At 60.7% G+C, this 19,186-nt stretch carries 18 protein-coding genes; 7 read left to right on the plus strand and 11 right to left on the minus strand.

Annotation, left to right across the window (positions count from 1 at the left end; translation table 11 throughout):
* Positions 1-36: 36 nt before the first annotated feature.
* Positions 37-2,106 carry an AsmA family protein gene (locus tag C9383_RS12895; protein WP_090367099.1) on the minus strand — a complete coding sequence of 690 codons (2,070 nt, stop codon included), beginning with the start codon at positions 2,104-2,106 and terminating at the stop codon, positions 37-39.
* Positions 2,107-2,462: 356 nt separating this feature from the next.
* On the opposite strand from C9383_RS12895, the gene C9383_RS12900 reads away from it, so the two are divergent.
* Positions 2,463-2,834, plus strand: coding sequence for a hypothetical protein (locus C9383_RS12900; RefSeq protein WP_060755070.1), 372 nt, complete (start codon positions 2,463-2,465; stop codon positions 2,832-2,834).
* A gap of 152 nt (positions 2,835-2,986) precedes the next feature.
* On the plus strand, positions 2,987-3,619 hold the full coding sequence (locus tag C9383_RS12905; RefSeq protein ID WP_090367101.1) for a TetR family transcriptional regulator: 633 nt from the start codon (positions 2,987-2,989) through the stop codon (positions 3,617-3,619).
* 5 nt (positions 3,620-3,624) lie between these two features.
* Here the strand turns inward: C9383_RS12905 and C9383_RS12910 are convergent, their stop codons facing one another.
* Entirely contained in the window at positions 3,625-4,122 is a 498-nt protein-coding gene (locus tag C9383_RS12910; protein WP_090367103.1) for a C40 family peptidase, read from the minus strand.
* Positions 4,123-4,399: 277 nt separating this feature from the next.
* On the opposite strand from C9383_RS12910, the gene ureE reads away from it, so the two are divergent.
* From ureE to C9383_RS12935, 5 genes are all read left to right on the plus strand, one after another.
* The gene (gene ureE / locus C9383_RS12915; protein WP_060755073.1) at positions 4,400-4,900 is read left to right on the plus strand and encodes an urease accessory protein UreE; all 501 of its coding nucleotides are present in this window, start codon (positions 4,400-4,402) and stop codon (positions 4,898-4,900) included.
* A complete protein-coding gene (locus tag C9383_RS12920) occupies positions 4,897-5,571 on the plus strand; it encodes an urease accessory protein UreF (protein ID WP_090367105.1) in 675 nt (224 codons plus the stop codon). Before ureE ends, C9383_RS12920 begins: the two co-directional genes overlap by 4 nt.
* Before the next feature lie 24 nt (positions 5,572-5,595).
* Positions 5,596-6,210, plus strand: coding sequence for an urease accessory protein UreG (ureG, locus tag C9383_RS12925; RefSeq protein ID WP_003188109.1), 615 nt, complete (start codon positions 5,596-5,598; stop codon positions 6,208-6,210).
* A 22-nt stretch (positions 6,211-6,232) separates the two neighbouring features.
* Positions 6,233-6,805 (plus strand): HupE/UreJ family protein, encoded by a 573-nt coding sequence (locus C9383_RS12930; protein WP_090367108.1) that lies wholly within the window; start codon positions 6,233-6,235, stop codon positions 6,803-6,805.
* A gap of 160 nt (positions 6,806-6,965) precedes the next feature.
* Positions 6,966-8,084, plus strand: coding sequence for an AGE family epimerase/isomerase (locus C9383_RS12935; RefSeq protein WP_090367110.1), 1,119 nt, complete (start codon positions 6,966-6,968; stop codon positions 8,082-8,084).
* Here C9383_RS12935 and C9383_RS12940 read toward each other — a convergent pair.
* The 9 genes from C9383_RS12940 to amaB form a co-directional block, all read right to left on the minus strand.
* Positions 8,056-8,961 (minus strand): cation diffusion facilitator family transporter, encoded by a 906-nt coding sequence (locus C9383_RS12940; RefSeq protein ID WP_060755077.1) that lies wholly within the window; start codon positions 8,959-8,961, stop codon positions 8,056-8,058. The genes C9383_RS12935 and C9383_RS12940 overlap by 29 nt on opposite strands.
* A gap of 197 nt (positions 8,962-9,158) precedes the next feature.
* A complete protein-coding gene (locus tag C9383_RS12945; protein ID WP_090367112.1) occupies positions 9,159-9,923 on the minus strand; it encodes an SDR family oxidoreductase in 765 nt (254 codons plus the stop codon).
* A 783-nt stretch (positions 9,924-10,706) separates the two neighbouring features.
* Positions 10,707-11,423, minus strand: a complete 717-nt coding sequence (locus tag C9383_RS12955) for an ABC transporter ATP-binding protein (protein ID WP_060755079.1) — start codon at positions 11,421-11,423, stop codon at positions 10,707-10,709.
* On the minus strand, positions 11,420-12,295 hold the full coding sequence (locus C9383_RS12960) for an ABC transporter ATP-binding protein (RefSeq protein ID WP_060755080.1): 876 nt from the start codon (positions 12,293-12,295) through the stop codon (positions 11,420-11,422). Before C9383_RS12960 ends, C9383_RS12955 begins: the two co-directional genes overlap by 4 nt.
* Positions 12,292-13,569, minus strand: coding sequence for a high-affinity branched-chain amino acid ABC transporter permease LivM (gene livM, locus C9383_RS12965; protein ID WP_090367114.1), 1,278 nt, complete (start codon positions 13,567-13,569; stop codon positions 12,292-12,294). Before livM ends, C9383_RS12960 begins: the two co-directional genes overlap by 4 nt.
* Positions 13,570-13,571: 2 nt before the next feature.
* Complete coding sequence (locus C9383_RS12970) at positions 13,572-14,486, minus strand: ABC transporter permease subunit (RefSeq protein ID WP_010213575.1); 915 nt, start codon at positions 14,484-14,486, stop codon at positions 13,572-13,574.
* Positions 14,487-14,687: 201 nt separating this feature from the next.
* Positions 14,688-15,821, minus strand: a complete 1,134-nt coding sequence (locus C9383_RS12975) for a branched-chain amino acid ABC transporter substrate-binding protein (RefSeq protein ID WP_060755213.1) — start codon at positions 15,819-15,821, stop codon at positions 14,688-14,690.
* A gap of 374 nt (positions 15,822-16,195) precedes the next feature.
* Positions 16,196-17,479 carry an L-pipecolate oxidase gene (gene amaA, locus C9383_RS12980; RefSeq protein ID WP_090367116.1) on the minus strand — a complete coding sequence of 428 codons (1,284 nt, stop codon included), beginning with the start codon at positions 17,477-17,479 and terminating at the stop codon, positions 16,196-16,198.
* Between the two features lie 172 nt (positions 17,480-17,651).
* The gene (amaB, locus tag C9383_RS12985) at positions 17,652-19,142 is read right to left on the minus strand and encodes an L-piperidine-6-carboxylate dehydrogenase (protein WP_090367118.1); all 1,491 of its coding nucleotides are present in this window, start codon (positions 19,140-19,142) and stop codon (positions 17,652-17,654) included.
* Positions 19,143-19,186 lie beyond the last annotated feature (44 nt).

A 19,186-nucleotide genomic window follows, 5' to 3' on the forward strand; every position in this document is an offset into this window, starting at 1 on the left:
AGCCCCCTCCCACATTTTGGATGGAGATTGGGTGCCTTAACCTTTTACGGTTTTCGGCGCCTTGCCTTCCTTCATCTGCTGCAGCAACGGCGCGCACTGGTTGGGTTCATCGCCACTCGGTGCGACCAACGCCAGCAACCCCGCAGCGGGCCCCGCGATCACACCCAGCGCCACCATCCCCGCCCCCCGCAAGGCCAGCGGAATGGCTTTTACCCCGGCGTTGGGCTTGATGAACGGCCCATTGACGTACAACGGTGAACGCAGGGAGAACAGGCGGAAGCCTTTCGATTCCGGCGTGATGGTCAGGTCCAACTGCTCCGTGGCCATATTCGCCGTGCCATCGATGTAGATGATGGCGTTCTCGGTATCGAACACAAATAGCCGCGTGGTCGCCAAGCCGGTCTTGATGCCGAAATCGGCCGCCGCGCAATTGATCTTCACTTCCTTGTCGCCGAACAAGCGACCCACCACGTAATTGCCCACGTTAAGCCCGGCGATCTCCATCAGGCCACGGCTGATGGCGCCATCGTTGATCAACATCTTCAAGTCGCCGTTGGAGGTGCCCAGCAGCGCCGCCACGGAGTTGCCGCGCCCGGCAATATCCGCGTCGCCGTTGAGTTCACCAAAGCTGGTTTTCATCGGTTCGAAGGTGGGGAACAACTGCTTGAGCTTGAAGTTGCGCGCGGTGAGTTTGGCGCGGCCTTCCATCGGTGTGGTGCGGCCGTTCAGGCGAATCTGCGCATCCAGCTTGCCGCCCGCCACGCCGAAACGCAGGGGTTCGAGGCTGAGCTGGCCGTCATTGAGCACCAGATGCGTATAGAGGTCGGTGAAGGGCAGCTCGGCACTGTGCACGATGCGTTTGCCGGTGAACTCCACGTCGGCATCCATATCGTGCCAGCGGTCGGTGCGGAACTCTTCCACCGGCAGGACCTTCGTTGCCGGCTGCTTGCTCGCGCCGCCACGGGCTTTCTGCTTGGCATTGGAGTCCGCGCCGATCAAGGGCGCGAGGTCGGCCATCAACAGTTGGTTGGAGAGCAAAGTGCCCGTGAGCTTTGGCCGTGGCTGGCTGGCTACATAGCCCAGGTCGCCGTGGATATCGCTGTTGCCGATCTTGCCGTTGAAGTTTTCGTAGCGAAAGGACGCGCCGCTGGCTTCATGCAGCTTGGCGATCAGGTGACCGTCGGTGGAATAGGCCGGGGAGTCCGGCAGGGTTACACCGGTCAACGGGTACAGGTTGCCCAAACTGCTGCCGGAGAGTTTCAGGCGCAGGTCGAGGGCGCCGAGGTTCAGCGGATCGGTGAGGGTGCCGGCCAGCGCTATACGGGTGTCGGCCACCTGCACCTGGGCCTGCAACGGGAATGGCTTGGCGGCGTCCTGCAACGCCAGCAGGCCGCCGATCTTGCCGGTGCCGTCGAGTTTCTGGCCGTGATACTGGCCTTTGACCTTGAGCCCGAACGCATAGTCCTGGGGCGCCGAGCCTTTTTCCAGGGCCTTCTTGGCATCGGCATCGCCGACGATCTCACCGAAAGGAATGGGTTTACCCAGCGGATCGATGATGACGTCCAGCTGGGTCTTGAGGGTTTGGTCGTCAAGGGTCACATGGCCTTTGTCGAAGCCGATGGCACCGATGTCCACCACCCAGCTCGAAGGTTCGGCATTCGGATCCTTGGGGTCGAACTTGAACGTCCAGTTGGCGCGGCCGTCAGCCAGGCGTTGCAAGTCGGCACTCGGCTCGGTGAGGTCGATACGCGGGATCACCACGCGCTGCACCAGCAACGCCAGGGGCGAAATACGCAACTCGACTTTCTTGAGCGTGACCATCTGCGGCTTTTTCGACCAGTCGGGGTTGCCCAGGGTCAGGTCTTCGGCGATCACATGAGGCCACGGTACCCAGGCGCGCCAACCGCCTTCATCGGGCTCACGCTGCCACACCACCGCGAGGTTGCCGTTGATGGCGAACGGGCGATGCAGTTCTTCGGAGACTTTGGCATTGAGGGGCGGCTTGATGCGGTTCCAGTCAAAGAATGCCAGGACCACTACCACCACGGCGATTAACAGAACGAAGCTGGCGCAGCTCCAAACCACAATTTTACGAGTGCGCGTCATTGCACAGGACTCCTGAATACGACTGGCAAGGCTGCTCCTTTGGAGCCGCTTATAAAGCTGTGACTGGCAAACCGCCTGGGGGTTTAACCGGTCTGCGGTTTTAGCCGCAAAAAGCTATTTTTCTGACCGAACAGACAATTTACATCATCAACAGCGCACCATTGTTACCCGTCTTCGTGTCGAAAATACCCACCACGGTGCAAAAGCGCGGGCTTGAGAGGCCCGCGCTAGAGCCTCTGCACGGAACAATCAATTCCGTTGATTATTACCATTGTGTTTATGAACTTTTATATCGACTTATCAAGAGTAGCATTAGCCCTGTACCCAATTTATCGCCCTCCCAAGGAGCAACTATCATGAAACGCCAAATACTCGCTACCGTACTGCTGTCCGTCCTGGCTTCCAGTGCTTTTGCCTTGCCAGCCGCCGAACAAGCGACTCCACAGAACAAAGCCCAAGCCGTGCAATCCAGCCAAACCCTGGCCCGCAGCGGTTCGCAAGAAGACGAAAATCGCGACTACGCCAAAGGCGCTGTGGCTGAAAATGGTTCGGAACACGCCAACAAACGCGCCTACACCGAAGGCGTTGCTGAAGGTGGCTATGATCGCCTGCAAGAGAAAGGTTTGGTAGAAGGCGGCGCAGAGCAAGCCAACAAACGTGCTTACACCGACGGCGTTGCTGAAGGTGGTGCAGACCGTCTGCAAGAACTGCATCAAGCACAGAGCTAAGCCCGTGGTGGCCCAGAAAAAAGCCCGATCAGCCGATCGGGCTTTTGCTTTTATATAGACCGCGTCACGCATTGTTCTCGCCAAGTTCGACGCCGGCAAAGCGCTTTTGCTAGAGTGCGTCGCTGTACTTGCCGACTTAAGCCCTCCCGCCCATGCTGCCCCGCGCCGAACAGAAGCAACAGACCCGCCTCGCCCTGATGGACGCAGCCCGCCATCTGATGGAGGGTGGCCGAGGGTTTGGCAGCCTGAGCCTGCGCGAAGTGGCCAAGAAGGCGGGGATCGTGCCTACCGGCTTCTACCGTCACTTTGCCGATATGGACCAGCTTGGCCTGGTGTTGGTGAGTGAAGTGGGCCAGACCTTCCGCGCCACGATTCGCCTGGTACGCCACAACGAATTCGTGATGGGCGGCATTATTGACGCCTCGGTACGTATCTTTCTGGACGTGGTGTCGGCCAATCGCTCACAGTTCCTGTTTCTGGCACGCGAGCAATACGGTGGTTGCCTGGCCGTGCGCCAAGCCATCGGCGCACTGCGCGAAGACATCACCCGCGACCTGGCGGCGGACCTCACCCTGATGCCCAAGCTGCAACACCTGGATGCCGAAGGCTTGCATGTGATGGCCGACTTGATCGTCAAGAGCGTCTTCGCCACCCTGCCCGACATCATTGACCCACCCGCCCATGCGTTGCCCGCACACCTCACGCCCCAGGCGAAAATCACCCAGCAATTGCGCTTTATCTTTATCGGCTTGAAGCACTGGCAAGGCCTGGGCAGCACCGAATGACGCCATCAGCCCGCTGAGTGAAAGCGCTTGGCCGTGGTGTAGTTCTTGTTCCAGTAGCGGTTGCTCAACGAGTCGATGCGGATGTTCTTGCCGGTGCGCGGCGAATGGATGAATTTACCCTCGCCTATATAAAGGCCGACATGGCTGACCTGACCGCGCCCATTGCCTTTGAAAAACACCGCGTCGCCAGGCTTGAGGGCGTTGCGTTTGATGGTTGGAGCCGAGGAGCGGTGCATCGCGGCCGTGGTGCGGGGGATCTGGATCTGGGCTTCGGTCTTGAACAGGTAGACCAGGAAACTGCTGCAATCGAAGCCCTGTTGCACTGACGTGCCGCCCCATTTGTACGGCGTGCCCAATAGTTCATGAGCGCGGTCGACGATATCGTCGATTGCCGTTTCCTTCAGCGAGGTACTGAAGCTGGGGTGGGGCTGCAACGAAGCCGAAGCCGATGAGATGACAAAAGACAGGCTGATGAGTACTAAACAACACAATGATCTAAACATGATGAACGTCGCAGTGGATTAAACACGACGCACAGCCTAATGATCATGTCGGTAACGTCTTGAACGGCAAATCCTGAGTACCTGTAGGACAAATCCGAAAACGCCCATGACGGGTGCGCCAAGCCTATCAACGCACCAAATTGGACCACTCTCAGAATATTCCGACGCCCTATTAGGTGGCGCCGCCGTACTTACCTACAGGCAATTCCTACTTCCCATCCAGGTTGGCAAGCCCCTTGCTCTAGCTGTTTCATCGCTCTTAGCCGGAAGCTTTCTGATGCTGGTGATCCACCGCCGAATCGCCCCCCAAGCCCTCTGGGCCGCCGAGTTGCTGCTGAATTTTGAAGCGCGCAGCAAAAGCCGCCTGCGCTGTTTCAGTGCCGACGGTGAAGACGTCGGCCTTTTCCTGGAGCGTGGCCAGCCCCCGTTGCACGATGGCGAATTCCTGCAGGCCGAAGACGGACGCGTCGTACGCGTGTGCGCCAGGCCTGAACAACTGCTGCACGTCACCTGCAGCAGTGCCTTTGAACTGACGCGGGCGGCTTACCACCTGGGCAACCGCCATGTGGCGCTGCAGGTCGGGGACGGCTGGTTGCGCCTGCTCGATGACTACGTGCTCAAGGCCATGCTCGAACAACTGGGGGCACAGACGCAAACCATCGAAGCGCCCTTTCAGCCGGAGCACGGTGCCTACGGCGGTGGCCACCACCACTCGCGCCATGGCGATGAGGATTTCAACTACCCGCCCAAGCTGCACCAGTTCGGCGTGCGCCCATGAACCCAGCCTGGGCCTTGCTGCGCCTGGCCAGTCCGCAATTGCCGATTGGCGGCTACAGCTATTCCCAGGGCCTGGAAATGGCCGTGGAAAATGGCCGTGTGAAGGATGCGGCCAGCGCCCAGCGATGGATCAGCGACCAGTTGCTGCTCAACCTCGCCCGCTTCGAAGCGCCGCTGCTGCTCGCCCATTGCAACGCCGCCGCCGCACAGGATTGGTCGCGCCTCACGCAGCTATGCGAAGAACATCGCGCCAGCCGTGAGACCCGCGAGCTGTATCAGGAAAGCCGCCAGATGGGCTATTCCCTGCAACAACTGCTCAACGGCCTGCCCGAGCTGGATGCCGCCGCCCGTACATTTCTTGAGCCGTGCGCCGAACCGCATCTGGCCCTGGGCTGGGCGCTGGCGGCACGCGCCTGGCACATCAGCCCCGACGACGCCCTCGCCGCCTGGCTGTGGAGCTGGCTGGAAAACCAATTGGCCGTGCTGATGAAAACCCTGCCCCTGGGGCAGCAGGCCGCTCAACGCCTGACCAGCGAACTGCTGCCGTTGCTGCAACAAGCCCAGCAGGATGCCACGCATATCGACCCCAACCACTTCGGCAGCGCCGCGTTCGGCCTGTCCCTGGCGTGTATGGCCCACGAACGCCAGTACAGCCGCCTGTTCCGTTCCTAGGAGCGGTTTATCTTGGAGAGACACATGAACACACAACCCCTGCGTGTCGGCATCGGTGGCCCGGTGGGCTCCGGCAAGACCGCGCTGACCCTGGCCCTGTGCCTCGCGCTGCGCGACCGCTACAACCTGGCGGTGGTCACCAACGATATCTATACCCGCGAAGACGCCGACTTCCTGGTACGCAACCAAGCCTTGGCGCCTGAGCGCATCATCGGCGTGGAAACCGGCGGCTGCCCGCACACGGCGATTCGTGAAGATGCCTCGATCAACCTCGAAGCGGTGGACCAGCTCAACCGTCGCTTTCCCGGCCTGGACCTGATCCTGGTGGAGTCCGGCGGCGACAACCTGTCGGCGACCTTCAGCCCGGAACTGTCGGACCTGACCATCTATGTCATCGATGTGTCCGCCGGCGACAAACTGCCGCGCAAAGGCGGGCCGGGCATCTGCAAATCCGACTTGCTGGTGATCAACAAGATCGACCTGGCGCCGCTGGTGGGCGCCTCGCTGGAACTGATGAACAGCGACACCCAGCGGATGCGCAACGGTAAACCCTTTGTGTTCAGCAACCAGAAAACCGGCGTCGGCCTGGATGACATCGTCGCCTTTATCGAGCGTCAGGGTTTGCTGACCGCCGCCTGATCATCCCTTTAAGGAGCCTTATATGAGCCTCAAGAAACTTTTCGCCGCCGCCAGCCTGCTGCTGGCCCCCGCCCTCGCCTTCGCCCACCCGGGCCATGGCGACAATGGCCTGGTGGCCGGCATCAGCCACCCACTGGGCGGTATCGACCATTTGCTGGCCATGGTTGCGGTCGGCTTGTGGGCGGCGCAGCAAACAGGCAATGCGCGCTGGGCACTGCCTTGTACCTTTGTCGGCACCATGCTGATCGGTGGCTTGCTGGGCTTCGAAGGACTGCAGTTGCCGGCATTGGAAAGCGGGATTGCCGCCTCGGTGCTGGCATTGGGCCTGGCCGTTGCCTTGGCGGTGCGGCCGCCATTGTTCGTGGCCGTGGGGGCGACGGCGCTGTTTGCGTTGTTCCATGGCGTGGCGCATGGCTTGGAACTGCCGGATATGTCCAGCCCTTGGGCGTATGCGGCAGGGTTCGTCGGTGCAACCGCTGCCCTGCACGCTGCCGGTTATGCGGTGGTGCGCTTCCTGCCGGCGGCGGCCGCGCCGTTGGTGCGAGTCGCCGGTGCGGCATCGGCGGCGACGGGGATGTGGCTGCTCGCCGGCTGAATATTGCAGTGCCTGTAAAGGCGCTATCGGGAGCAAGCCCCCTCCCACACTACCGCTAAGTGTGGGAGGGGGCTTGCTCCCGATAGCGGTAGACCGGACACCACAGAACCCAAGCCTGCTACCATGCGCGCCTACACCCCTGCCGTGACGACGCCAGCTGATGCCCATCGCTTCCCAACCCTCCTTGAATTCTGTGCTCGCGCACTTCCATGACCTGATCGTGCCACTCTGGCAAGGCCCGGGCTGGAATGCCGACCTGGCGCTGCCCTACGAGGCGCTGGACGCCGATCACCGGCCACTGCCCCCGCAACGCTACCGCGCCATGGCCTGCGCCCGGCAGTTGTACCTGTTCGCCAGCCTGATCGGCGAGCCGGGCGCCGCCTTTGCCCAAGAGCGTGCAGCGGCGCTGTTCCGCTCCCTTCAACGGCATTTCCATGACGCCGAGCACGGTGGCTGGTTCTACAGCATCGACCCGACCGGCCAGCCGCTGGACAAGCGCAAAGACCTGTACACCCACGCCTTCATCATCTTCGCCTGCGCCCACTACTGGGCCAAGGTGCGCGAGCCGTTGGTCGAATCCGTGCTGGACGCCGCCCTGTCAGTGGTCGCCGAACGTTTCGCTACCGGCGACGGCCTGTACGAAGCGGTCTTGGAGCGCAACTGGTCATCCCTCAAATCCGGCCCGTTGCAAAACCCGCTGATGCACCTCGCCGAAGGCTTCCTCGCGACGCTGGCGGTGCGTGAAGATGCAGTCACCCAAGATGCGCTGCTGGATTTGGCAGGTGCGCTGCACAAGCGCTTTATCGATCCTCAGCACGGCGTGATGATGGAAAAACCGCTGGGCGCTGTGGATAACTGGTTTGAGCCGGGGCACCAGTTCGAATGGTTCTTTTTGCTGGAGTCTTCACCCGTGCTGCGCGGCACGCCGCTGCATGCAGCGTTGTCGCGGGCATTTGCCTACGCCGAACTCAAGGGTGTGGATAAAGCCAGCGGCGCGGTCAGCGGCATGCTTGCCCTCGACGGCCATGTGCGCGACGGCACCCAACGGATCTGGGCCCAGGCCGAATACCTGCGGGCACTGACCCTGCGACCGGGCAGTGAGGCAGTGTTGCAACGCCAGTTGCTGGCGCTGCAACAACGCTTCCTGCATGACAAAGGCTGGCATGAATGCCTGGATGCCAAGGGCGACGTGAGCCGACGGGACATGCCGTCGACCACACCTTACCACTTGGCGACCTGCTACCAGGGCCTCATGCAATCCACTTGCGATCTGCGGTAAAGCTGATCGTCAGCCAGCGCGCCGCATCCGGCGTGCCGAGCCCTGTGGATATCTCTTCGCGCAGCCGATCCAGCGTCGCGATGTTATCCACCGGGTAATCCGCCGGCAGTACCACATGAATCTCGATAAACCGTGCACGCCCGTGCTTCTGTACGTAAGACACGTAGTCGTCGAAACCATGTCGGGCCTGCGCCGCGTCCATCACTTCGCGCACGGTGTCGTCCAACTGGTCCGGGGCGATCCCCAGCACCTCGCGCAGCGCCGGGCGCAGGATCTTCAAGGCCGGGGCCAGCATGCTCAGGGCCAGCAGGATCAGAATCAATGGGTCGACATACACCGCCCACTCGCCATAGCCCTGGGACTTGAGCAACAGGGCAGCGAGAAAGCTGATCAGCAAGCCCACCGACAGCATCGCGTCCACCAGCCAGCTGATGTTATCGAACTGGATCAGTGACGATTTCAGCCGGCGATTGCGATAGCGCACGTAAAAAAAGTAGGCGAACTCGACGACGGTAAACACCGCCGCATAGAGGATCACCAGCCCCAACTCGATCTCACGCCCGCCATTGATAATGCCGAACACACCGTTGAGAAACGCGTAGATGGCGATCAGCAGCAGGAAGCTGCCTTCGATCAGCAGCACCATCGGCTCCAGGTGCCAATAACCGAACTGGAAACGCTCGTTGCTTTTTTTCGCGATCAGCTTGGCCGTGATCAGCATCAACACCTTGATAGCGGTGGCGATCAGCGAGAAAAAGCCGTCGAATAAAATGGATTGGGCGCCAGAAATCACACCCGTGACAATCCCGGCGATCGCAACGGCGAACATCAGGATGGTCGATTGTTTGAGCAGTGCCTGCTCACCTCGGTTACTCACATTTCCTCCCGTCAAAACCTTTAAACCGCACAGTGCGGAGGGGTTTTCAGGGGTGGAGTGTACCTTATGTCGTGTTTTGGCCGATTTGACGCCATCGGGGGCAAGCCCCCTCCCACATTCGACTGAGTTTCAACTTTGAAATACGGTCAAGTGTGGGAGGGGGCTTGCTCCCGATAGCCGCGACACGGTCTGACGCCTTACTTGGCCCCGCGCTCAATCGCAAAACCCGCCCAGGTCTGGCTCACCGGCATCAGCTCCAGGCGGTTGATGTTCACATGCGCCGGCGTGTTCAACACCCAGAAAATGGTATCGGCAATGTCCTGCGGCTGGATCGGCTCGGCACCCGCATAGGTAGCGTCGTACCGTGCCTGGTCACCGCCGAAGCGCACCAGCGAGAACTCGCTCTCACACAGGCCCGGCTCGATGTTGGTCACACGCACGCCAGTGCCTTGCAGGTCGCAGCGCAGGTTCAGCGAAAACTGCTTCACGAATGCCTTGGAACCGCCATACACATGGCTGCCCGGGTACGGGTAATTACCGGCGATGGAGCCCAGGTTGATGATGCCGGCGCCACGCCCGTAGGCGATCAGGCGTGGCAACAGCAGGTTGGTGGTGGTCAACAGGCCTTTGATGTTGGTGTCGACCATGGTTTCCCAATCGTCGAGGTTGCACTTGGGCGCAGGATCGGTGCCCACGGCCAGGCCGGCGTTGTTGATCAGCCCGCGCAGCTTGGCGAACGACGGCGGCAGGTTGGCGATGGCGTCTTCCATGCCCTTGCGGTCCCGTACGTCCACCACCAGGCCATGTACTTCAGTCTGCTTGGAAAGCTCTTCGACCAGCGCGTTCAAGCGGTCGGCACGACGCCCCGTGAGCACCAGTTTCCAGCCGGCGTCGGCAAAACGACGGGCACAAGCTTCGCCAAAACCTGAAGTGGCGCCGGTAATAAACAGCGTGTCGGACATGGTGTTCTCCTTGCGGGCATCGGGGAAAAAGTTGCCAGCAGAATGCCCTTACCCCGACGTTGCAGCAACCATTAAGCAAACAACTTCACGCACAGATGATCACTTTTTAACCAGACCCAGCAAACCCTTACAAACCGTGGCCTGCAGCCATATGCACGCAGGTTATCCACAACTGCACCCACAGTCTTTGGGGGCAAGTAAAAAACCGCTCAGGCCGCTCAATACAAGGGCTCCAGGGAGTTTTAGAAAGTTTTTTGCTTGACCTGGGCCAAGGCGTATGTAGGCCCTGGTTGAAGGAAAAAGTTCGAGCGATGGCTCCAGGCCAGTCATTTCGGCCTCTGCGGCGGTCTTTCCAGAGTTTAATCACAGACTTATCCACAGGTTTGATCAACACAAAACGGTCATATACCTGTGTCTTTAAACAGGTTGACAAACCCCTTGGGCGGTCGCGAAAAAGTCCCTGATCAAAAAACAATCGACGCGCTGCAGGCCACGCCGTTAAAGGCTTTCAGCCAGCTACTCCCACGTTACCCACAGCCGGTTCCACAGCCGATGGGGACAAGTCAAAACTGTGACAAAACAGGGATTTGCGGCGGCTATATGTCGCGCTTTGGGAGGTGGCTGGATTTGTTTTCCACAATTTGGTCGAGTGCCTGTGGACACCTGATCGTTCCCACGCTCTGCGTGGGAATGCATCCGAAGACGCTCCGCGTCCAAAGCGTGACGCAGAGCGTCACAAGAGGCGCTCCCACGCGGAGCGTGGGAACGATCAGATGACGGGGATCAGTGCCCGCCCAGGTAGGCGTTGCGCACTTCCTCGTTCACCAACAGCTCTTTACCGGTACCTGTGAGGCGAATCTCCCCATTGACCATCACATAGGCCCGGTCCGACAGGCGCAACGCATGGTTGGCGTTCTGCTCCACCAGGAAGATGGTCATCCCGGTGGACGCCAGCTCGCGCAGGGTGGAGAAGATCTGCTTCACCACGATCGGCGCCAGGCCCAGGCTAGGCTCGTCCAGCAGCAACAGCTTGGGCCGGCTCATCAGGGCGCGGGCGATGGCGAGCATTTGCTGTTCGCCACCCGACATGGTCATGGCGCGCTGGTTACGGCGCTCCTTGAGTCGCGGGAACAGCTCGAACATGCGCTGCATATCTTCCTGCGCGTACTTGTCGCCAATCGGGATAGTGCCCATCAGCAAGTTTTCCTCGACGGTCATGTCGGGGAATACCCGCCGGCCTTCCGGCGACTGCGCGATGCCGTTGGAGGCAATGTAGTGCGAGGACTTGTGGGTAATGTCGACGCCGCTATAAAGAATCTGCCCCGACTCGGCCCGTGGCTGGCCGAAGATCGACATCAGCAGTGTGGATTTACCCGCACCGTTGGAGCCGATCAGGCTCACGGTTTCGCCTTCGTTGATGTGCAACGAGACTTTCTTGAGGGCCTGGATCGGGCCGTAGTAGACGTCCAGGTCCTTCATTTCGAGGATGGGTGCGCTCATGCCAGCTCCTCCTCGTCGGCGCCCAGGTAGGCGGCAATCACTTTCGGGTCGTTGCGGATCGCGTCCGGCCCCCCTTCGGCAATCACGTTACCGTGGTCGAGCACCACGATGTGGTCGGAAATGCTCATCACCATACCCATGTCGTGTTCGATCAGCACCACCGTGAGGTCGTGTTCGTCGCGCAGCAGGCGAATCATCGCGCTGAGGGCTTCGGTTTCCTGGGGGTTGAGGCCGGCTGCCGGTTCGTCCAGGCAGATGATCTGCGGCCGTGTGCACATGGCGCGGGCGATTTCCAGGCGGCGCTGCTGGCCATAGGAAAGTTCGCCGGCCAGGCGGTTGGCGCAGTCCACCAGGTCCACCACTTCAAGCCAGTAGAACGCATGGTCCAACGCGTCGCTTTCGGCCTTGCGGTAACCCTTGGTGTTGAGGATGCCAGCGAGCATGTTGCGGTTGACCCACATGTGCTGGGCCACCAGCAGGTTTTCCACCACCGACATTTCCTTGAACAGGCGAATGTTCTGGAAAGTCCGCGCCAAACCTGCGCGGTTCACCAGGTGGGTGCCACCGAACATCTTGTAGTACACCCGGCTGAAGAAGCTTTTCGGCGATACGAAGTCGACAGGCTGGAAGCGCTCGCCGAGCAACTGGATGACGTTGGTCTGCTTGCCACGCACGTTGAGTTCGATCTTGCCGCCGCTGGCTTTATAAAAGCCGGTGAGGCAGTTGAACACCGTGGTCTTGCCCGCACCATTGGGGCCGATCAGGGCGAAGATCGAGTTGCGTTCGACCTTGAGACTCACATCGCTCAAGGCCTTGATGCCACCGAAGTGCATCATCAGGTTTTCCACGGACAGCACGATTTCCTTGCTCATGGTGCGACCCCCTTGCGTGGCGTCACACCCGTGCGGCTGATCCGTATCAGGCCGCGTGGCCGCCAGATCATCATCACCACCATCAACACGCCAAACAGCAGCACGCGGTATTCGGAGAAGCTACGCAGCAGCTCCGGCGCGACCGTCAGCACGAACGCCGCGATGACCACGCCCACCGTCGAGCCCATGCCGCCCAAGACCACGATGGCCAGGATCAGCGCCGACTCGAAGAAGGTGAACGACGACGGGTTGACGAAGCCCTGGTAGCTGGCAAAGAACACCCCGGCCAAACCGGCCGTGGACGCACCGATGGTGAACGCCGAGAGCTTGACCAGTACGTGGTTCAGGCCCATGGAGCGGCAGGCGATCTCGTCTTCGCGCAAGGCTTCCCAGGCGCGACCGACCGGCATGCGGGTCAGGCGGTGCTTGATGTACAGCACGGCCAGCACCACCAGGAACAACACGATGTAGATGAACATGAACTTGATGTTGGCGTTGTAATCGATACCGAAAAACTCGTGGAACGGAACCCCGCCGTCCTTCGCCTTGCGGCCGAACTCCAGGCCAAGGAAGGTCGGTGATGGCACCGGCATGCCGTTCGGGCCACCGGTGAACGACAGCCAGTTGTTCAGCACCAGGCGGATGATTTCACCGAAGCCCAGGGTCACGATGGCCAGGTAATCGCCGTGCATTCGCAACACCGGGAAGCCGAGAATGCACCCCGCTAATGCCGCCGCGATAGCCGCCAGTGGCAGCACCGACCAGAAACCCAGCCCCAGGTATTGATAACCCAGCGCCAAGCCATAGGCACCGATGGCGTAGAACGCCACGTAACCCAGGTCGAGCAGACCGGCCAGGCCCACCACGATGTTGAGGCCCAGGCCCAGCAATACGTAGATCAGCCCGAGGATCACCACGGTCAGCAGGTACTTGTTGGCGAAGATCGGGAACACGATGGCAATCACGATCAGCGCCGGGATGATCCAGCGCAGCCGCGACTTGTAGTCCGGCGCCAGCACGTGCACGCCGGAACCACTGGTCTCGAAGCCCTGCAGAATCTTCAGGCCCTTGGAGGTTTGCAGGAACAGGCTCATGGCGAAGCGGCCGAGCATCACAATGGCGACCAGCAAGCCCACGCGAGCCGGTTCCAGGTTGAAGCTGTAGCCGTCGAGGACCACGCCGACGATGGGGCCGAACACAACCAGCGCAATCAGCCCGGCAAGGACCGTATCGACCACGCTTTTCTTGATATCGATAGATTTGGCAGCAGACATGTTTACACCTTCGCCACAAGTGGGCGACCAAGCAGGCCCTGAGGACGGAAAATCAGAATCACCACCAGCAGGGAGAAACTGAACACGTCTTTGTAGTCAGAGTTGATCAACCCCGAGAACAACGACTCGGAGATACCGAGGATGATCCCGCCCAGCATCGCCCCAGGCAGGGAGCCGATGCCGCCGAGTACCGCTGCGGTGAACGCCTTGATGCCGATGATGAAGCCGGCATAGAAGTCGAAGGTGCCGTAATTGAGCGTGATCAGCACGCCGGCCAGCGCGGCCATGGCGGCGCCGATGACGAACACGTAGGAGATCACCCGGTCGGTGTTGATGCCCAGGATCGAGGCCATCTTGCGGTCTTGCTGGGTGGCGCGGCACATGCGGCCGAGCTTGGTGTACTTGATCACATAGGTCAGCAGGGCCATGCCCGCGAAGGCGGCGACCAGGATGAAGACCTTGGTGTACGTGAGCTGGACGAACCCGCTGCCGATGTCGACACGCCAGGCCCCGGCCAGCAGGGTGGGAATACCTTGTTGCTTGGCGCCCTGGGCGATCTGCGCGTAGTTCTGCAGGATCAGGGAGATGCCGATAGCGCTGATCAGCGGTGCCAGGCGGGTGGAGTTACGCAGGGGTTTGTAGGCGACACGCTCGATGACCCAACCGTACACGCCGGTGACGACCACGGTGAAGATCAAGGTGCCGAGAATGAGCAGCGGAAAGGATTCGATGCCGAAGTAAGCCAGCAGTGCCAGACTGATCGCCGCGAGGTAAGCGGAAATCATATAAACCTCGCCGTGGGCGAAGTTGATCATGCCAATGATGCCATAGACCATTGTGTAGCCGATGGCGATCAGGCCATAGACCGACCCGAGGGTCAGGCCGTTGACCAGTTGCTGCAGGAAAATACCATCCATAACGCAATCTCACGCGGTGAGCACCTGCACACCGGTGGGTGTGCGGCACTTCTGGAGGAAAAGACAGATCTTGATGACAACACCACTCCCCTGTGCGAGGGGGCTTGCTCCCGATGACGGTGGATCAGGTTTGAACAGGCTGACTGACACACCTCGATCGGGAGCAAGCCCCCTCCCACATTGGAACTGTGGTGCTAATGCTTACTTCTGTTTTTCCAGCTGGTGGTATTTGCCGTCTTTATCCCACTGGTAAACCACGTAGTCGGAGACCTTCAGGTCGCCCTTGGCATCCCAGGCTTTTTCGCCCATGACGGTTTTCACCGGGTGAGCCTTGAGCCACTTGGCGGCGTCTTCGCCCTTGTTGGATTTCGCACCGTTGAAACCAGCGGCCAGGGCCTGGATCGAAGCGTAGGCGTACAGGGTGTAGCCTTCAGGCTCGTAACCGGCCTTACGGAACTCATCCACCACGGCCTTGCTGTCAGGCAGCAAGCGCGGATCGGCGCCGAATGTCATGAGTACGCCGTCTACGTACTGGTTGCCACCGGCTGTTTTCGCCAGTTCGTCGGTCACTACGCCGTCATCGGACATGAACTTGGCTTTGAGGCCCGCTTCACGAATCTGACGAACCAAAGGACCGGCTTCCGGGTGCAGGCCGCCGAAGTACACAACGTCGGCGTCCAGGGAGCGGATCTTGGTAACCAGGGCGCTGAAGTCTTTCTCGCCACGGGTCAGGCCCTCTTCCAGCACAGGCTTCACGCCGCGCTTGGTCAACTGGGCGGAGGTAGCGTCGGCCAGGCCCTTGCCGTAGGTGTCCTTGTCGTTGATGACTGCGACTTTCTTGCCCTTGAGCACGTCGACGATGTAGTCGCCGGCGACGATACCTTGCTGGTCGTCCCGCCCGCACATGCGGAACATGGCGCCCAGGCCGCGTTCGGTCACTTGTGGGTTGGTGGAGCCTGGGGTGATCGCGATGATGCCCGCTTCGTCGTAGACCTCGGAGGCCGGGATGGTGTTGGACGAGCAGAAGTGCCCGACCACGCCGATCACTTTATCCTGGTCCGCCAGGCGGTTGGCCACGGCCACGGCCTGCTTGGGTTCACAGGCGTCGTCACCGGCGACCAGCTTGATCTGTTCGCCGTTGATACCGCCCGCCTTGTTGATCACATCGGCCGCCGCTTGGGCACCCTTCATGTACTGCTCACCGAAAGCTGCGTTGGCACCCGTCATCGGGCCGGCCACGCCAATCTTCACATCAGCTTGAACAAACGTAGAAACACCCAGCGCCGCTGCGACGGCGAGAGCCAGGAAACCTTTCTTGTAAAACGTCTGGGACATGAGTGGTGCTCCGATATTTTTGATTTTTGGCACGACAACTTGCATTCAAACTTTCCACTGAAAGCCCAGAGCAAGGCGCGTGCCATTACGTTTTTATTCTTCAAAAAGACACGGTGTCATTGTTATCACGGGTGTTTCGCCGCCTTTCGCCAGGACGTGCAACCGTCTAGCGTCAGGAGGTGCAACCTTTCACCGCAAAAAGTACAACCCGAGCAGGTCGCACCTGCAACCAGACGGATAAACGACAGTTCCTACACCTGTAACAACGTGCGTAACGGAACTGCACATTTACAGTGCGCGATTGCTACGACTTGCACCAATACAGATTAGTAGCCGGCTAAGAAAATGCAGGCTTTTGACAGGTATCTCGCCGATCAGATCACGATCCGCAGGCACTGCCCCGCGTGATACAGCGAGAATCCGGCCTCATACAGGCAACTGCGCAGGCCCACCCCGACCAACGGCTGCATCGGCGCAAAAGGAATCGGCAACGCCTGGGGATCCTGGTGACATAAATAGTCGGCGAACGCCTTGCCGACCACGCTACCGGTGGTCACGCCACGCCCGTTATAACCCGTGACGGCCACCAGGCCCGGCGCAGGCTCGAACAGGCGCATCAAATGGTCCGGGGTGAAGGCAATACAGCCAGTCCAGGTGTATTCCCACTGCACCGATTTGAGGTACGGGAAGTAATGCTGCTGCACCCGATCGGCCCACGCCTTGAGGAACCACGCCGGCTTCTGATTGCCGTTGCCCAGGCTGCCGAGCAACAGGCGGCCGTCGGCGTCACGGCGGATACTGCTCAACACCTGGCGGGTGTCCCATGAACCTTGCCCACCGGGCAGAATCTGCTCGGCAGCGGCATCGGTCAGCGGCGCGGAGGCGACCTGATAGTAGTAGCCGGGGAAAAAATTGCGCCGCAGCTCAGTCCACTCACCTTCGGTGTAGGCATTGGAGGCGATCACCACCTGCGCGGCCTGCACAGAGCCCTGCGCGGTCTGCACCGACCAGTGTGAACCTTGGCGCTCGAGCTGGGTGACCGGGGAATGGTCGAACAACTGCCCACCCAGGCCAACCGCGGCATTCGCCAATCCGGTGGTATAGGCCATTGGATTCAAGGTACCAGCACGCCGATCCAGCAGCGCGGCGGCAATCTTGCGGGTGCCCGTAGCCTGCTCGCACGCCTGCCCGGTGAGCAGCTCAACCGGCGCGCCACGGCGCTTCCATTGTTCTTCACGACTGCGCAGATCCGCTTCGCCACGCGCGTTGTGCGCCATGTGCAAGGTGCCCTCGCGGCGCAATTGGCAATCGATGTTGTATTTGTCGACCAGGCTGAACACCAGGGACGGTGCTGCGCCCAGCATGCGGTTGAGCTGGCTGCCTACCGCTTCGCCGAAACCGGCTTCGATTTCGTCCGGAGGAATCCACAAACCGGCGTTGACCAGCCCGACGTTACGTCCCGAACCCCCATGGCCGGTGCGATGGGCTTCCAGCACGGCAACGCTCTTACCCTGTTCCAACAAATGAATGGCTGCCGACAAACCGGTGATCCCGGCGCCGATCACACACACATCCACCTTGACCTCGCCCTTGAGCGCGGCACGATCCGGCCGGCCGGGGGTGAGGTATTCCCATAAACATGTTTCGCGTAGTGCCATTGCCAGACTCCGATGAGACCCAACAAACAACAATTTTGATATGTAAATACACACAACTGTGGGAGGGGGCTTGCTCCCGATAGCGGTGTGTCAGTCAGCCTATTCCAACCTGATCCACCGCCATCGGGAGCAAGCCCCCTCCCACAGTTCTATCTCACTGCGACTTGAGGTATCAGTCGAAAGTGATGCCCTGGGCCAGCGGGAGCTCAAGCGAGTAGTTCACGGTGTTGGTCTGGCGACGCATATAGCCGCGCCACGCATCCGAACCCGACTCACGCCCGCCGCCGGTTTCTTTCTCACCGCCAAACGCGCCGCCGATTTCCGCGCCGCTCGGGCCGATGTTGACGTTGGCGATCCCGCAATCACTGCCCACCGCCGACATGAACTGTTCGGCTTCACGCACATCCGTGGTGAAGATGCACGACGACAACCCTTGCGGCACGGCGTTGTTCAGGCGCAGGGCCTCGTTGAAGTCGCTGTAGCCGATCACATACAGGATCGGCGCAAAGGTTTCGCTGCACACCACGTCGCTCTGCTCGGGCATTTCCACGATGGCAGGCGATACGTAATAGGCGTTGGGGAACTTGTCCTCCAACTGACGCTTGCCGCCGAACACCTTGCCGCCTTCGCTCAGGGCCTGCTCGAGCGCGTCCTGCATATTTTCAAAGCTGTGTTTATCAATCAGCGGGCCGATCAGGTTGCCTTCCAGCGGGTGGCCGATGCGCACTTTGGCATAGGCAGCCTTGAGGCGGATGACGATTTCTTCCTTGACCGACTCATGGGCGATCAGGCGGCGCAAGGTGGTGCAACGCTGGCCGGCGGTGCCGACCGCACTGAACAGGATGGCGCGCACGGCCATGTCCAGGTCGGCGCTCGGGCCGAGGATCATCGCGTTGTTGCCGCCCAGCTCGAGAATGCTGCGGGCAAAGCGTGCGGCGACTTTGGGCGCCACTTCGCGGCCCATGCGGGTGCTGCCGGTGGCGCTGATCAGGGCCACACGCGGGTCATCCACCAACGCGGCGCCCGCATCGCGGCCGCCGATGATGACTTGGCTCAGGTACGGCGGCGCATCGTTGAAATGCTTCAGGACGCGCTCGAACAGCGCCTGGCAGGCCAGGGCGGTGAGCGGGGTCTTTTCCGACGGTTTCCAGATCACCGCGTTACCGCACACCAACGCCAGGGCCGTGTTCCACGCCCACACCGCCACCGGGAAGTTGAACGCACTGATCACTCCGACCACGCCCAGCGGGTGCCAGGTTTCACGCATGTGGTGGCCGGGGCGCTCGGAGGCAATGGTCAAGCCGTACAGCTGGCGGGACAGGCCGACGGCGAAATCGCAGATGTCGATCATTTCCTGTACTTCACCCAAGCCTTCCTGGGTGATCTTGCCCGCTTCCCAGGACACCAGTTCGCCCAGGTCGGCCTTGTATTCGCGCAGCACGTCGCCGAACTGGCGCACCAGCTCGCCGCGACGCGGGGCCGGCACTTTGCGCCAGGCTTCGAATGCATGCTCGGCGCGACTGACCTGTTGCTCCACCTCGGCGGCACCTTCCCAATGCACGCTGCCGAGACGGCTGCCATCAATCGGCGAATGCACGGGTTGTTTACCCGACTGGTACAACGCCGGGTCTACCCCGAGGCGATCAAGCAATGCGGCAACCATGGGTCGCTCCTTCAATCTGCAGACAGAAAATTCGCGCCGCGCCC

This window comes from Pseudomonas palleroniana, from assembly GCF_003031675.1.
GTDB lineage: Bacteria > Pseudomonadota > Gammaproteobacteria > Pseudomonadales > Pseudomonadaceae > Aquipseudomonas > Aquipseudomonas palleroniana.

What these genes read in the sequence shown, in the direction of transcription:
- C9383_RS12975 (WP_060755213.1), bottom strand. Translation starts at nt 15,821, where the DNA reads ATGTCCCAGACGTTTTACAAGAAAGGTTTCCTGGCTCTCGCCGTCGCA.
- C9383_RS12920 (WP_090367105.1), top strand. Translation starts at nt 4,897, where the DNA reads ATGAACCCAGCCTGGGCCTTGCTGCGCCTGGCCAGTCCGCAATTGCCG.
- amaA (WP_090367116.1), bottom strand. Translation starts at nt 17,479, where the DNA reads ATGGCACTACGCGAAACATGTTTATGGGAATACCTCACCCCCGGCCGG.
- C9383_RS12910 (WP_090367103.1), bottom strand. Translation starts at nt 4,122, where the DNA reads ATGTTTAGATCATTGTGTTGTTTAGTACTCATCAGCCTGTCTTTTGTC.
- C9383_RS12895 (WP_090367099.1), bottom strand. Translation starts at nt 2,106, where the DNA reads ATGACGCGCACTCGTAAAATTGTGGTTTGGAGCTGCGCCAGCTTCGTT.
- C9383_RS12945 (WP_090367112.1), bottom strand. Translation starts at nt 9,923, where the DNA reads ATGTCCGACACGCTGTTTATTACCGGCGCCACTTCAGGTTTTGGCGAA.
- C9383_RS12960 (WP_060755080.1), bottom strand. Translation starts at nt 12,295, where the DNA reads ATGAGCAAGGAAATCGTGCTGTCCGTGGAAAACCTGATGATGCACTTC.
- C9383_RS12970 (WP_010213575.1), bottom strand. Translation starts at nt 14,486, where the DNA reads ATGGATGGTATTTTCCTGCAGCAACTGGTCAACGGCCTGACCCTCGGG.
- amaB (WP_090367118.1), bottom strand. Translation starts at nt 19,142, where the DNA reads ATGGTTGCCGCATTGCTTGATCGCCTCGGGGTAGACCCGGCGTTGTAC.
- ureG (WP_003188109.1), top strand. Translation starts at nt 5,596, where the DNA reads ATGAACACACAACCCCTGCGTGTCGGCATCGGTGGCCCGGTGGGCTCC.
- ureE (WP_060755073.1), top strand. Translation starts at nt 4,400, where the DNA reads ATGCTGGTGATCCACCGCCGAATCGCCCCCCAAGCCCTCTGGGCCGCC.
- livM (WP_090367114.1), bottom strand. Translation starts at nt 13,569, where the DNA reads ATGTCTGCTGCCAAATCTATCGATATCAAGAAAAGCGTGGTCGATACG.
- C9383_RS12935 (WP_090367110.1), top strand. Translation starts at nt 6,966, where the DNA reads ATGCCCATCGCTTCCCAACCCTCCTTGAATTCTGTGCTCGCGCACTTC.
- C9383_RS12900 (WP_060755070.1), top strand. Translation starts at nt 2,463, where the DNA reads ATGAAACGCCAAATACTCGCTACCGTACTGCTGTCCGTCCTGGCTTCC.
- C9383_RS12905 (WP_090367101.1), top strand. Translation starts at nt 2,987, where the DNA reads ATGCTGCCCCGCGCCGAACAGAAGCAACAGACCCGCCTCGCCCTGATG.
- C9383_RS12930 (WP_090367108.1), top strand. Translation starts at nt 6,233, where the DNA reads ATGAGCCTCAAGAAACTTTTCGCCGCCGCCAGCCTGCTGCTGGCCCCC.
- C9383_RS12955 (WP_060755079.1), bottom strand. Translation starts at nt 11,423, where the DNA reads ATGAGCGCACCCATCCTCGAAATGAAGGACCTGGACGTCTACTACGGC.